Annotated in this window: 13 protein-coding genes; 7 read left to right on the top strand and 6 right to left on the bottom strand. The window is 68.7% G+C overall.

The features are described 5' to 3' along the window. Nucleotides 1–28: 28 nt before the first annotated feature. The 3 genes from CAM01S_RS05610 to CAM01S_RS05600 all read right to left on the bottom strand — a co-directional run bounded on the left by CAM01S_RS05610 (nucleotide 29) and on the right by CAM01S_RS05600 (nucleotide 2,716). Nucleotides 29–799 carry a PP2C family protein-serine/threonine phosphatase gene (locus tag CAM01S_RS05610; RefSeq protein ID WP_169795844.1) on the bottom strand — a complete coding sequence of 257 codons (771 nt, stop codon included), beginning with the start codon at nucleotides 797–799 and terminating at the stop codon, nucleotides 29–31. Between the two features lie 228 nt (nucleotides 800–1,027). Further along, complete coding sequence (locus CAM01S_RS05605; protein ID WP_066517478.1) at nucleotides 1,028–2,074, bottom strand: NAD(P)-dependent alcohol dehydrogenase; 1,047 nt, start codon at nucleotides 2,072–2,074, stop codon at nucleotides 1,028–1,030. A gap of 69 nt (nucleotides 2,075–2,143) precedes the next feature. After that, the gene (locus tag CAM01S_RS05600; RefSeq protein ID WP_066517476.1) at nucleotides 2,144–2,716 is read right to left on the bottom strand and encodes a metallophosphoesterase family protein; all 573 of its coding nucleotides are present in this window, start codon (nucleotides 2,714–2,716) and stop codon (nucleotides 2,144–2,146) included. Nucleotides 2,717–2,859: 143 nt separating this feature from the next. On the opposite strand from CAM01S_RS05600, the gene CAM01S_RS05595 reads away from it, so the two are divergent. Genes CAM01S_RS05595 through CAM01S_RS05585 form a run of 3 tightly spaced genes read left to right on the top strand, consistent with a single transcriptional unit; the run spans nucleotide 2,860 to nucleotide 5,630 of the window. Beyond that, nucleotides 2,860–3,957, top strand: coding sequence for a heavy metal-binding domain-containing protein (locus CAM01S_RS05595; protein ID WP_066517475.1), 1,098 nt, complete (start codon nucleotides 2,860–2,862; stop codon nucleotides 3,955–3,957). Between the two features lie 21 nt (nucleotides 3,958–3,978). Then, nucleotides 3,979–4,806, top strand: coding sequence for a heavy metal-binding domain-containing protein (locus CAM01S_RS05590; RefSeq protein ID WP_066517473.1), 828 nt, complete (start codon nucleotides 3,979–3,981; stop codon nucleotides 4,804–4,806). Next, on the top strand, nucleotides 4,803–5,630 hold the full coding sequence (locus CAM01S_RS05585; RefSeq protein ID WP_066517471.1) for a hypothetical protein: 828 nt from the start codon (nucleotides 4,803–4,805) through the stop codon (nucleotides 5,628–5,630). The genes CAM01S_RS05590 and CAM01S_RS05585 overlap by 4 nt, the downstream gene beginning before the upstream one ends. Before the next feature lie 45 nt (nucleotides 5,631–5,675). Here CAM01S_RS05585 and CAM01S_RS05580 read toward each other — a convergent pair whose 3' ends face one another. Together CAM01S_RS05580 and CAM01S_RS05575 are read right to left on the bottom strand one after the other, a co-directional pair. Then, nucleotides 5,676–6,893 (bottom strand): toxic anion resistance protein, encoded by a 1,218-nt coding sequence (locus CAM01S_RS05580; RefSeq protein WP_066517470.1) that lies wholly within the window; start codon nucleotides 6,891–6,893, stop codon nucleotides 5,676–5,678. 110 nt (nucleotides 6,894–7,003) lie between these two features. Next, nucleotides 7,004–8,650 carry an MFS transporter gene (locus CAM01S_RS05575; protein WP_083527786.1) on the bottom strand — a complete coding sequence of 549 codons (1,647 nt, stop codon included), beginning with the start codon at nucleotides 8,648–8,650 and terminating at the stop codon, nucleotides 7,004–7,006. A gap of 276 nt (nucleotides 8,651–8,926) precedes the next feature. Between CAM01S_RS05575 and CAM01S_RS05570 the strand changes: the two genes are divergently transcribed. Continuing rightward, entirely contained in the window at nucleotides 8,927–9,970 is a 1,044-nt protein-coding gene (locus CAM01S_RS05570) for an NAD-dependent epimerase/dehydratase family protein (protein WP_066517469.1), read from the top strand. 92 nt (nucleotides 9,971–10,062) lie between these two features. On the opposite strand, the gene CAM01S_RS05565 is transcribed toward CAM01S_RS05570, so the two are convergent. Beyond that, nucleotides 10,063–10,593 carry a hypothetical protein gene (locus CAM01S_RS05565; RefSeq protein WP_066517468.1) on the bottom strand — a complete coding sequence of 177 codons (531 nt, stop codon included), beginning with the start codon at nucleotides 10,591–10,593 and terminating at the stop codon, nucleotides 10,063–10,065. A 223-nt stretch (nucleotides 10,594–10,816) separates the two neighbouring features. Here CAM01S_RS05565 and CAM01S_RS05560 point away from each other — a divergent pair, with 223 nt between their 5' ends. The 3 genes from CAM01S_RS05560 (at nucleotide 10,817) to CAM01S_RS05555 (ending at nucleotide 12,037) form a co-directional block, all read left to right on the top strand. Further along, the gene (locus CAM01S_RS05560; protein WP_066517467.1) at nucleotides 10,817–11,074 is read left to right on the top strand and encodes a DUF6458 family protein; all 258 of its coding nucleotides are present in this window, start codon (nucleotides 10,817–10,819) and stop codon (nucleotides 11,072–11,074) included. A gap of 181 nt (nucleotides 11,075–11,255) precedes the next feature. Further along, a complete protein-coding gene (locus CAM01S_RS14625; protein WP_157071444.1) occupies nucleotides 11,256–11,429 on the top strand; it encodes a hypothetical protein in 174 nt (57 codons plus the stop codon). A gap of 95 nt (nucleotides 11,430–11,524) precedes the next feature. Beyond that, the gene (locus CAM01S_RS05555) at nucleotides 11,525–12,037 is read left to right on the top strand and encodes a MarR family winged helix-turn-helix transcriptional regulator (RefSeq protein WP_066517465.1); all 513 of its coding nucleotides are present in this window, start codon (nucleotides 11,525–11,527) and stop codon (nucleotides 12,035–12,037) included. Nucleotides 12,038–12,045: the final 8 nt, after the last annotated feature.

The raw sequence follows: 12,045 nt of genomic DNA, 5'->3' as shown, positions 1-12,045 counted from the left end.
GCGCCTCCCGTGCGGAAGCGCGCCGAGCTCAGCGGCGAGCGAGGACGAGGACGGTGACGTCGTCGCCCGGGTCGGAGCTGCGCGCCGCCTGCACGACGGTTTCGACGAATGCCGCGATGTCGGGTGCATCGCGGTACCGGGCGGCGACAAGCTCCAATGTTGCGAGAGAACCGTCGTGGAGTTCCAGAAGGCCGTCTGAGGCCACGACCAGCGCGTCTCCCGGCTCGATCGCGATCCGGCGCGAGGAACGCACCGCGCCGGGGAACAGGCCGACCGGGAGTTCGCGGGAACGAAGAATGGTGATCGCGCCGGACTGCGCGATGTGCATCGCGATGCCGTGGCCGGCGTCGACGTAGTCGAGGACTCCGGCCTCCGCGTCGAGGAGACCGTGGAAGAGGGTCGCGAAGGACTCCGCGCCCACGAGGTCGCGTTCGATCTGCTGCTCGAGTGCCATGACGGCAGCGGCCGGTTCGGCGCCGGACCGGGCACGAAGCGCTCCACGAAGGTTCGCCGCGAGCACCGCAGCCGGCAGGCCCTTGCCCATGACGTCTGCCACCGAGACCGTGATCGTTCGGCCGTCCGTGGACCAGTCGAAGACGTCGCCGCCGGCGTCGCCGAGCGCAACGGAGGCGCCGGCCACGGTGTAGCCAGCAACCTCGATGGGATCGGGAACGAGCGCACGCGCCGCGGCGGCGATGCGCTGCGATTCGCTTGTGTCGGCGGCGAGCATCGCCTGGAGAACTGCCGTGTCGATCGAGTCCAGTGCCGGTGCACGGTGACGGTCGTTCAAGAGCGTCATGATCGGTCCTTCCGAGCTCGCGCAGGCGGAGTGCTGCAAGGCGATGTCGGGAGGCACCGTCGCGGTCCCCCCTTTGGCCGACATTCACGTTACTTGTCGGCAGAAAAGAGGACAAGGAACGGTCTGTCCCCAGATAAGGGGGTCAGGCGGAATGCGGACACGCGCTGTACCCCGAACGACCTCAGCGCCACGCGTGAATCGCGCGCCGAGGCCGCTCGGGGAGTGCCGCTATGCGAAGGTCGACGCGTCGATCACGAACCGGTAGCGGACATCGGAGCGCAGCACGCGCTCGTACGCGCTGTTGATCTCGTCGGCGGTGATGAGCTCGGTCTCCGGGACGATCCCGTGCTCTGCACAGAAGTCGAGCATCTCCTGCGTCTCGCCGATGCCGCCGATCGATGACCCCGCGAACGAGCGACGGTTGTTGAAGAGGGTGAACACCTGGATCGGCAGCGCCTCTGGCGGAGCGCCAACGTTCACCAGGGTGCCATCACGTCGCAGCAGCCGAAGGTACGCCTGCATGTCGAGCGGGGCCGACACCGTGTTGACGATGAGATCGAAGTAGTTGCCCAGGTCCTCGAACGTTTCCGGATCGTTGGTTGCGAAGTAGTGGTCCGCGCCAAGGCGAAGCCCGTCCTCCTTCTTGGAAAGGGTCTGCGAGAGCACGGTCACGTCTGCGCCCATGGCGTGCGCGATCTTCACCGCCATATGACCGAGGCCGCCCATCCCCACGACGGCGACGCGCTTGCCCGGGCCCGCACCCCAGTGCCGGAGGGGCGAGTAGGTGGTGATGCCGGCGCACAGCAGCGGTGCGACCTTGGCGACGTCGAGCGATTCCGGAACGCGGAGCACGAAGTCCTCGTCGACGACGATCGCCTGCGAATACCCGCCTTGGGTGATGGTCCCGTCCGCGGGGTCGATTCCCGTGTAGGTCTGCACGTTGCCCTTCAGGCAGTACTGCTCGTACCCGGCGCGGCAGTTCTCGCACTCACGGCACGAGTTCACCATGCAGCCGACACCGACAAGGTCGCCGACCTTGTGCTTGGTGACGTCGTCGCCGACGGCACTCACGGTGCCGACGATCTCATGCCCGACGACCTGCGGATAGGTGATCGGGCCCCATTCGCCGCGGACGGTGTGGATGTCCGAGTGGCAGATCCCCGCATAGGCGATCTCGATCTGGACGTCCTTCGGGCCGACATCGCGGCGCTGGATGGTGACGGGGACAAGTGGTTCGGTCGCGGACGGTGCCGCGTACGCGTTGACGGTGCGCAAGACGCTCCTCAGAACGATCGGGATGGACGGCGGCCGACGGCCGGTCCGGAACAATCATCCCGCGAGGGCTCAGACTCCGTTGCGCAGCTGATGCCGACTGTGCACTTCTCGGCGCGCTTCGTCCCTCCGGACGAGCTCGACGCGCAGGCCGTCAGCACCCCCAAGCCGGGGATCGACCTGGACGCGCATCCACGTGCAGGTCGGCTGGCGACGGCGGTCGGTCGGTGATCCGGGATTCAGGAGGCGCAACCGACGACCGTCTACATCCACCGCGACCGAGTCCCACGGAATATGCGAGTGCCCGAAGACGAGCACGTCGACATCGGGGAACGCGGCGATCATGCGGCGATCTCTGCCTGCCGCGGCGCCGGTCTCATGGACGACTGCAACCCGAACACCCTCGACCTCGAACCGCGCCTCGGTGGGCAGCACGCCGTCGAATGAGGGGCCGTCATTGTTCCCCCGGACGCCCACGAGTCGCCGCGCCCGTACGCGCACCGCGTCGACGAGGTCGAGGTCGACCCAGTCCCCCGCGTGCACGACGATGTCGGCGCGCTCGATATCCCGCCAGAGCGCCGCCGGAAGGTCGCGGGCACGTTTCGGCACGTGGGTGTCCGCGATCAGCAGCATCGAAGTGACCACGAACCGACGCTATCCACACGACTGGACGCACTCGCAGATAGGCCCCACAACCCCGGGAAATCGCCCTGCTGCACGCGACCTCCGTGTGCAATGCTGGACCAGCCGACCGAGACCCGGGCGGCAGCACCGGTTCGGGGGTGTGCATGGCGTCATGGGAAGGCGGGCTTCCGCCCGCAGCGCACGCCCGTATCGCGCGACAGCGCGCAAGTGGTGTCGCCGGCTCGTTGCTCTCGGCTCCCGGCGCGGCCGCGATCAGGTCCGTTGCACTCCAGCCGGTCGGCGAGGTCTTCGGCAGCCTCGTGATGCAGTTGAGCTGGTCCGGTGGCGGGTGCGGCATCTGGAACGCGAACTTTCGGCCTGGCGGCGTCGCGTCATTCCCGTTCGGGGACGGCACAGCCGCCGCCGGGTCGCTCGGCGGAATCTTCGGCGGCGGTGGGCCGATCGGTCAGGGTGGCGCATTCGGCGCGAACCCGTTCGGCCGCGGACCCGCAGTCGGGGGCTGGCCCGGCAACGCTGGTGGGTACTGGACCACCCCCGTGCTGACGACCGGTGGCAGAGGGGGCCGGAACGCCGGCTTCGGATCGTACGTCCACGCCTTCGCCCACGCATGGCACGGTGCCCATGACCGCATGGCCGCCGAAGCAGCAGCACTCGGGGCGGACGGCGTCGTCGGGGTCAGCATCCGCCGAACGCTTCTCGAGAACGCGACGTGGGAGTTCACTGCCGTCGGCACGGCGGTGCGAAGTCTGGACACCTCGATCACACCAAGCGGTAGAGGTGGCGTCTGGACGGCCGGCTTCAGTGCCGAGCATGTCACCGCCCTTGTCCAGTCCGGCTACGTGCCCCGCGGCATGGCACTCGGCCTCTCGGTGTCGACCAAGCACGAAGACGGCCTGCTCAAGCAACAGCGGTCCGTCTGGACCGACAACACCGAGGTGAACGGGCTGACCGAGCTGCTCGAGGCAGCGCGCGATGACGCCCGCGCCCAGCTGACCGCCCGTGCCGCGCCGCTCGGCGCAACCGATCTCGTCGTGACGGACTCCTCCGTCGGCGAGTTCGAGACGCCGTGCGGCGACGAGGTCGATTTGCACGCCGAAGCACTGTTCGTCGGCACGGCCATCGCGCCCGGACCGATGCACGCGTTCCGCAACCATTCGTCGACCGCCCGGGCACAGCGCGATGTGCTCGGCATCCTGCCCCTGACCGACCCGGGCGTGCGCTCGGCGCAGCGGTACCGCTGACCCATTCACGAGAGGAACCCCATGGACCAGTCATCCGGTCCGGACCTGACGGCAGTCCCCCTTCCGGTCGATGCGCAGGCGCGCCTCGACGACAGCCGCAGACGCCTGTTCACCTCCGATCTCTCGGTGAACGAGTTCCTCCTGGTCCGGCAGGCCGGCTTCCGCCCGGTCGGCCTGGTCCTCGGTTCGAGCGTCTACCACGTCGGGATCCAGGCCGGTCGCTGGAGCCGGAACATGGAGCTCGACAAGCTCAGTCAGGCGATGTACCACGCACGCGAGCTCGCAATGACGCGGATGGAAGCAGAGGCGGACCGACTCGGCGCTGACGGCGTGGTCGGCGTCCGCCTCGAGATCGAGTTCAAGGAATACGGCAACGACCTCGCCGAGTTCATCGCAGTCGGCACCGCCGTCGTCGCCGACGCGGCACCGCCCTCGGGCACGTGGCGGAACGCGAAGAGCCTGCCCTTCACCTCAGACCTGTCAGGCCAGGACTTCTGGACGCTGATCCAGGCCGGCTACGCACCGCTCGGCCTCGTCATGGGCACCTGCGTCTATCACATCGCCCATCGCGGCATGATGTCGTCGCTGTCGACGATCGGCGCGAACACCGAAATCCCGCAGTACACCGAGGCCCTCTACGACGCGCGCGAGCTCGCCATGGGGCGCATGCAGACGGAGGCCGAGTACCTGGCGGCCGAAGGCATCGTCGGCGTGCAGCTGCTGAGCCTCCCGCACCGCTGGGGCGGCCACACGACGGAGTTCTTCGCGATCGGCACCGCCGTCCGCTCGCTGCGCGACGACCACGTCATCGCCACTCCAGGACTCGTCCTGCCGCTGACGGATCGATGAGCGAGGCCGTCCCGGCACCGCTCGATGCGAATGCGGACCCGCAGTCGCTGCTCGACGGCCTCGCCGCCGCTGCCCGCCGCGCGCTCCCAGCCTCCGTGGTCGAAACGGTGCTGTCGGTCGAGCGCAAGCGCTCGCTCGGCGATCGGATGGCGGGCCGCGAGGGTGTCGTGCGATCGATTCGGCTCGCCGGCGTCGAAGAGACCCTGATCCTTCGCGACGACAACGGTCGGCTGGTGGCCGAAGCAGCTCGGGTGTCCGGAGGGGTGATCATCGCTCGTCGGCAGCCGCCGCTCGGGGCATGGCTCGCCGCGTTCGCCGGCGAGGTCGCAGCGATCGCAGCCGAGACCGCCGGTGACAGCGCCGCCGTCGCGACATCGCTCGGGAGGCTCGGCATCCGTACCGCGGACCCCTTCACCGTCCGCGACACGGATCTGTCAGGCGGCCTCGCCGCGCTTGAAGCGGCAGCCGCGACCCGCCTCCCCGCATCAGCGGCGGATCAGGTACGGCGAATCGTCGCGCTGCTCACCGACACGGTTCCGCGGGTCGTCGGGGGCGAACCCGAGATCGTCGTGCGTCGGACGGCCACCGCGTACCTCCCGGACACCCTCCGCTCGTTCGCAGCCCTCCCGTCAGACTGGGCGCAGACCCACCGGCTGGCGGACGGGTCGACTGCCGCCGAGGCGCTCACCCGTCAGCTCGCCGAGCTGGAGGCCGCGGCCACCAGAATGCACGACGCCGCGGTCGAGCAGGATGCCGGGTCGCTGCTCGTGAACGGTCGCTTCCTCGAGGACCGATTCCGCGCCTCCAGTCTCGACCTCGACTAGCACCCGCGCTCGACGAGCATCCAAGGGACTGGTCGCACGGCGGGATCAGCTGCCGATGCTGCGCTGCTCGGATTCGCGGTGCGACCGTTCGAGCGCTTGCTGTGCGCGGCCGATCTGCGTCTCGAGCGCGTTCACCGTCTCGGCCATCGCGCCGACGGCCTGCGCTCGATAGCTGTCGACCGCATCAATTGTCGCGAGCACGTCATCGAACGCCTTCTGCAGGGTCGCGACGCTGACACCCGATGAAGCGGCCTGCTCGTGGACGCCGGCGGTCTGCTGACGCAGCAACTCGCTGGTGCGGCCGATCATCGCATCGGTGGTCTCGTTCAGCGCGCTGATCTGCTCCAGGACAAGCCGCTGTTGCCCGAGCGCCTCGGCGACCACGACGGCGGTGCGGAGGGCGGCAACGGTCGTCGTCCGCGCGCGATCGACACCGGTGATGAGCTCGAGATTGTTCTTCCGGACGAGGTCGAGCGCGAGATACCCCTGCACGGACACGGCGATCTGCGTCATGAGGTCTTGCCGGCGCTGTCGGATCGGGAACAGCGCGTCGGCGGTCAGCGCGTCGGCCGCCTTCGGGTCGGCCTGCCGCAGCGCCGCTGCCTTCGCCTCGACGGCCGCATCGAGCGCTCGCGCCAGCGTCTCGTACTCGGCGAGTCGCCCCATCGTCGCCCAGAGCTCGGTGCGCTCCTGTTCGATCGCCGCGTTGTCCTTCCGCAGCGAATCCTGGCCTGAGACAAGCGCTTCGATGATGGCGTCGAGCTGCTGTTGCGAGGTCTCGAACCGGTGGAAGTACCGCGCGATTCGCGAAGCGCCGGGAATCATCCCGAGCACCTTGCGCGCGCCGGTGACGTCGGCTTTGCCGGGATCCAGATCGGTGACCGTCTCCCGGAGGTCCTGCAGCGTCTTTGCGACGACGGCCTGCGGCGCGCCAGCGGAGCCCGACCCGCGCGTCGCCGCAAGCGAGGTCGAAGGCCGGTCGAGCAACCGGCTCGACGTCTGCGACGACCGCTCGATGTCACGTTGGCCCATGCGGACGATGTCGTCCACTTTCTGACTGAACGACGGGCTCCCGGGCTGTTCTGCGGCGAGCGCGTCGGCGAACTGCTGCGCCTTGTCTCGGAGTTCCTGCTGCTTCTCCGGAGGCACGGGGACCATCCCGACCGCGCGCTCCTCCGGTACCGGGGGGACAGGTTCCGGCGCCCGGAGTTCGAGTCCGTCACCGGGCGGGGTGAGTGGTTCGCCGAGATCCAAGTCCGACACGCTGTGCCTCCAACCGTGGCGGGAACCGTCCACCGGCCCCTCGACTCGAGCCTAGAGGCGCCGGATCGGCAGAACCTAGACCCGGATCGGCGGATGCTGCGAGGGCATCATTAGACGGTCGTGCTGTTCCCCTGAACCCGCCCGATGATCACGTCGAGGATGCCCGCGAGGAGGGCCGCCCCGACGAAGGCGAGCGAGACGCCGAGGCCGAGCGGGAGTGCTCGGGCAAAGTCTCCATGGCTCGACGCGAGCGATCCGTAGAAGACGCTTCCAGCTGCCGCAATACCCACAGCCGAGCCGACCCGCGCGCCAACTTGGACGAGGCCGCCGGCGGTACCGCCCTGCTCCACGGGAACCTCCGACAGCGTGAGCGCCTGGTTCGGCGAGATCGTGAGGCCGCTGCCGACACCGCCGACGAACAGCGGCACGATGAGCCACGACCCGAGGTTGGCCGTGTCGTGACCGTTCACGACGAGGACGACGCCCGCAAGGCCGAGCAGGACGAGGATGCTGCCGACCACGATGAGCTGCCGCCCGAAACGATGGACGATCCGGCCGCCGATCGTGGACGCCACACCCGAGCCGACCGCGAATGGGACCGACGTCACGCCGGCGAGCAGTGCCGAGTAGTGCAGGCCCGACTGGAGGGTGATGGTGAGGATGAAGAACAGCGGGGTGAAGCCCGCGAAGTAGACCGTCGCGAGCGCGACACCGAGCGAGAACGACCGCCGCGAGAACAGATGGAGATCGACGACCGACTCCCGGTTCCGGCCGTAGCGCCGCTCCCACAGCACGAACATGAGCCCGAGGACCGCGGCGACGATGAGCAGGAGCCATTTCGCGCCTCCCGGCCACTGCTGCGACTGCACGAACGGCAGCAGCAGCGCGACCACGGCTGCGCCGAGCAGCGCGATCCCGACGGGGTCGAAGTCGTGCCGTCGTTTGGGGGCGCCTCCGTTGCCGTTCGGGAGGTAGCGGAGCGCAAGGAGGATCGCTGCGAGACCGATCGGCAGGTTCACGTAGAACACGAACCGCCAGCCGGTCGTCTCCCCGAATCCCGTGATCAAGAGACCACCGACGAGCGGGCCGATCGCGGTCGCGATCCCGGTTGTCGCACCGAAGAGCCCGAAGGCGGTGCCGCGCTCCTGCCCCCGGAACAGCTGCTGGATGATCCCCGTCACCTGGGGAGTGAGCAGTCCGCCTGCGAGCCCTTGAATCAGTCGCGCGATGACGAGGAACAAGCCCGTGGGTGCGATGCCGCAGAGTGCGCTGGCGACGGTGAAGAGCAGGACGCCGATGATGAACATGCGACGGCGGCTGATCACATCGCCGAGGCGTCCACCGGGCACCAGCAGCAGACCGAACGAGAGCGCGTACCCCGAGAGGATCCACTGGATCGCCTCAGGTGACGCCCCCGGGAGCCCCGCCGAGATGGACTTCAACGCCACGTTGACGATCGACACGTCGAGGAGCACGATCCCACCGCCGAGCAACACGACGACGAGGGCTTTCCAGCGGTTCGGATCCGCTCCCTCATCAGGGCGCCCCGCCGGGCCGGTGCGCGTTGGTGTATCCGACTGCGCGTCAACGCGCTGACGCTGCGGTTCGGTCGAAGTGGGCTGACCGATTTCCGCCTCTCCGCTCCCGTCGTGCGCATCGCTGCGGTCGGCCTCCTGGCCGCCAGAGACGTGCGCTCCATGGTGGTGCGGTGGCCGAACATGGCGCGCGGAGTCGGATTCAGGACGCACATGGCTCATAGAGGCCGACGGTAGGCGGCCGTCCCGGTGGATTCCCGCCGCGTTCGGGGGACAGTGCGAGCGCAGTCCGTTCCGCGCGAGCCGCGCGCGCGCTCAGGCGGAACGCCATACCGTCGGCCCGGCATGGCCTGGTCGCACGGCCCGGCCGCACGGCCCGGCATTGCCTGGTCGCACGGCCCGGCCGCACGGCCCGGCATTGCCGGCACAGCCCGGTCGCTCGGCCCCCCGTCACCGAAGCACGCACGGTGCGTGCCACACAATCCCTGAAGGACCCTCATGCACATTCGTCGCATCGTCGTCATCGGAGCAACCGGCAACGTCGGGTCGGCGCTCCTTCGTCGGCTCGGACGGGAGGCCGGGGTTGCGATCACGGGGATCGCACGTCGCATCCCCGACACCGCCGCTGCCCCCTACGCGTCCGCGGAGTGGCACAGCGTCGACGTCGGCGACCCGCTCGCGGTCCGGACGCTCGTACCGATCCTGCAGGGCGCGGACGCCGTGGTGCATCTCGCCTGGGCGCTCCAGCCGACGCACGACATCCCTGCGCAGGAGCGCACCGACGTCGACGGAACCGCGCATGTGCTCGAGGCGTGCGCACTCGCGCATGTGCCTCACGTTGTGGTGGCTTCGTCGGTCGGTGCCTATAGTCCGTCGGACAAGCGGGTCCCCGTGGATGAGAGCTGGCCGACCGACGGCATCGCAACCGCAACCTACAGTCGACACAAAGCGACGAACGAGCGGGTGCTCGACGCATTTGAACGGGAGCATCCCGACATCGTCGTCACGCGCCTCCGGCCCGGACTGGTGTTCCAGGGCGCCGCCGCCGCGGAGATCCACGGTCTGTTCCTCGGACAGCTCATTCCGATGCGCGCGGTTCGACTGGCCCGCTATCTGCCGCTGGGCCTCCCAACGCGATTCGTGTTCCAGGCCGTGCATGCCGACGACCTCGCAGACGCGTTCTGGCGCGTGATCGACCTCCGTGCTCGCGGCGCATTCAACATCGCGGCGAACCCCGTCCTGACACCGCCGCGAATCGCCCGGGCGCTTGCGATGCACGGCGCGATCAGAATTCCGCTCCGGGCGCTCCGCGCAGTGGTGACCGCGACCTGGCGACTTCGGCTCCAGCCCATCGACGCCGGATGGGTCGACATCGCCGCTGGCGTCCCCCTTATGCGAACCGCTCGCGCCCGGCACGAGCTCGCCTGGGAACCGAAGCACTCGGCTACCGATGCGCTCAGCGAACTGGTCGACGCCATGGCGTCGGACGTGCGCGATCGCGCTGCCGCACCCCTTGCGGGGAGGCCGTCCGCCACGCGGTGAGATGTGGCGAGCCCGCAACGCCCGCTGGCGCACGCGCCGCGTTCAGTCGCTGGCGCACGCGCCGCGTTCAGTCGCTGACGCACGCGCCGCGTTCAGTCGCTCGTTCGCGAGTCGGTGATCATGCAGGCCGTCGCCTTCTTCGCAGCGGCCGACGTCGGCGACATGGAAGCCGCAGACAGCGACCCTGGAGTGACGGTGGCGCTCGGCTGCGGGGTCTGCTCGGCGCGATTCGCCCAGGAGTTCAGTGGCTGCAGCTGGCCCGAGAATCCGTCCTTCGTGGGGTCGGACGATGCGGCCCAGAGTCCCACGCCGACATGGTTGTGATCGATGGGCTCCGTCCCGGTTGCTGAGGCAGCGAGGTACCACCCGCCGTCACCCGGGGCGACGTCGGCAATCGTCGGCTTCTCGCCGTTGTGGATCCGCCCGTCGAGGATCTTCATCGCCTGTCTGGAGGCGGTGGCACATTTGCTGACGTCGGCCGCGTGCCCCGACGCGGCCGGCACCTTTGCGTTCGGCACCTGACTGCCGGCGCCACCGCACCCGGCGGTCAGGCAGACCACCATGGCGACGGAGGCGAGCACGCCCACCCGACGCACGAGCCGATGGTTCGAACCGTTGTTCATAGCGTCATCCCTTCTCAGTGCTGTGGCCCGGCGAGACGCGCGTTCCGCACCACGGTCGGTGCACCACGGCCGGGGGCATAGCTCCCGGCGGACCGGTCCGCACGGTAGGCCGGGCCCTCGTGGACGAACGATCAGGCTTGGCCGAAAACAGCCGCGGGCGCGTACTGTCCGTGGCACCCGCAGCGGTCGATAGCCGACCCGCGGCCCAACCGGAAGGATCATCATGCGAATCGGCAGCGGAATCGCACTCCTCGTTATCGGGGCCATCCTCGCGTTCGCGGTGAACTACACCCTCGCGGGCATCAACATCGCGCTGATCGGCTGGATCCTGATGGCCGCGGGCCTCGTCCTGCTGATCATCAGCATCGCCGTGGCAGCACGCGGCCGATCCACGACCGCGACCTCCCGCACGATGATCGATCCCGCCTCGGGCGAGCAGGTCACGCGGACGCGTCGCCGGGATGACTTCGACACCCTCTGACGCGGCTCGCGAACGCCGCTTCCTTCGTTCGCTTCGCAAACCGTACACACAGCGAATAGTTTCTTGCGCGTTTAGTTAGACGCCTGGCATCGTTTCTATCACGAAGGGCACCAGCCCCTCGCCCAACCTCTGGGAGTACTTCCCGGAGGGTCCGGCACCGACGATGAGAGCGAGCAGGGACATGCGCAGCACCTACCAACAGCCCCACACGGTCACGTCCGGCCCCGGACTGTCCCGCCGGTTCGGCCTGTCCGATCCTGCGACGATCGAGGCATACGTCAACCGTCGCGTGAACGATGTGACGCTGCTCTCGGACCCCGAGGGCCCCCGGTACGCCGACTTCTTCGCGGCCTGAACACGGAAGCATCTCGTACCTTCCACGCGGCGACACCGGCGTCGTTCCTCGCGTAAAATTCCCGGTACTCATCAGCTCAGGAGCGTCATCACCACATGCCCTTGACCGTTGTCCGGCACGAAGCAGCACACCTCTACGCCGACCAGCCCACCACTCCCGCGGCTCGGTCCGCCGTGGAGGCGCTGTTGCGCCTCCACCATGCGGAGGAGCAGGAAGTCGAGCAGGCGCAGGTCGAATCGGGCCTGACCAAGAACGAGTTCCACGCGATCCGCTATCTCCTCCAGGCCGAGCGAGACGGTCGCGAAATGGGGCCGAAAGACCTCGCGGTCATGTTGAACGTCTCGAACGCATCGGTGACGAAAGTGGTGGACAACCTCGTCGCCAAGGGGCAACTCGAGCGCGTGCCGCATCCGACTGACCGACGCGCGATGGTTCTCAAGCCGATCGACGGCGCGCGCGACCAGGTGGATCGCGCGTACGCCCGATTCCACACGGTCCTCGTTGCCGTGATCGACTCCCTCCCCGACGCGGACAACGAGCTGCTCGCGAAGCGGCTCAACGAGGTCGCGCAGGCGCTCATCGACGACAACGGACCGTTGCGCCCGTAGCGACGGCG

Source organism: Curtobacterium ammoniigenes NBRC 101786, from assembly GCF_001571045.1.
GTDB lineage: Bacteria > Actinomycetota > Actinomycetes > Actinomycetales > Microbacteriaceae > Curtobacterium > Curtobacterium ammoniigenes.
The sequence above is the reverse complement of the archived record's forward strand: the minus strand, read 5'-3'. Positions and strand labels throughout refer to the sequence as shown.

Excerpts from the sequence above, each read along its gene's own strand:
- CAM01S_RS05610 (WP_169795844.1), bottom strand. The coding sequence starts at position 799 with ATGACGCTCTTGAACGACCGTCACCGTGCACCGGCACTGGACTCGATC.
- CAM01S_RS05595 (WP_066517475.1), top strand. The coding sequence starts at position 2,860 with ATGGCGTCATGGGAAGGCGGGCTTCCGCCCGCAGCGCACGCCCGTATC.
- CAM01S_RS05590 (WP_066517473.1), top strand. The coding sequence starts at position 3,979 with ATGGACCAGTCATCCGGTCCGGACCTGACGGCAGTCCCCCTTCCGGTC.
- CAM01S_RS05585 (WP_066517471.1), top strand. The coding sequence starts at position 4,803 with ATGAGCGAGGCCGTCCCGGCACCGCTCGATGCGAATGCGGACCCGCAG.
- CAM01S_RS05575 (WP_083527786.1), bottom strand. The coding sequence starts at position 8,650 with ATGAGCCATGTGCGTCCTGAATCCGACTCCGCGCGCCATGTTCGGCCA.
- CAM01S_RS05570 (WP_066517469.1), top strand. The coding sequence starts at position 8,927 with ATGCACATTCGTCGCATCGTCGTCATCGGAGCAACCGGCAACGTCGGG.
- CAM01S_RS05565 (WP_066517468.1), bottom strand. The coding sequence starts at position 10,593 with ATGAACAACGGTTCGAACCATCGGCTCGTGCGTCGGGTGGGCGTGCTC.
- CAM01S_RS05560 (WP_066517467.1), top strand. The coding sequence starts at position 10,817 with ATGCGAATCGGCAGCGGAATCGCACTCCTCGTTATCGGGGCCATCCTC.
- CAM01S_RS14625 (WP_157071444.1), top strand. The coding sequence starts at position 11,256 with ATGCGCAGCACCTACCAACAGCCCCACACGGTCACGTCCGGCCCCGGA.
- CAM01S_RS05555 (WP_066517465.1), top strand. The coding sequence starts at position 11,525 with ATGCCCTTGACCGTTGTCCGGCACGAAGCAGCACACCTCTACGCCGAC.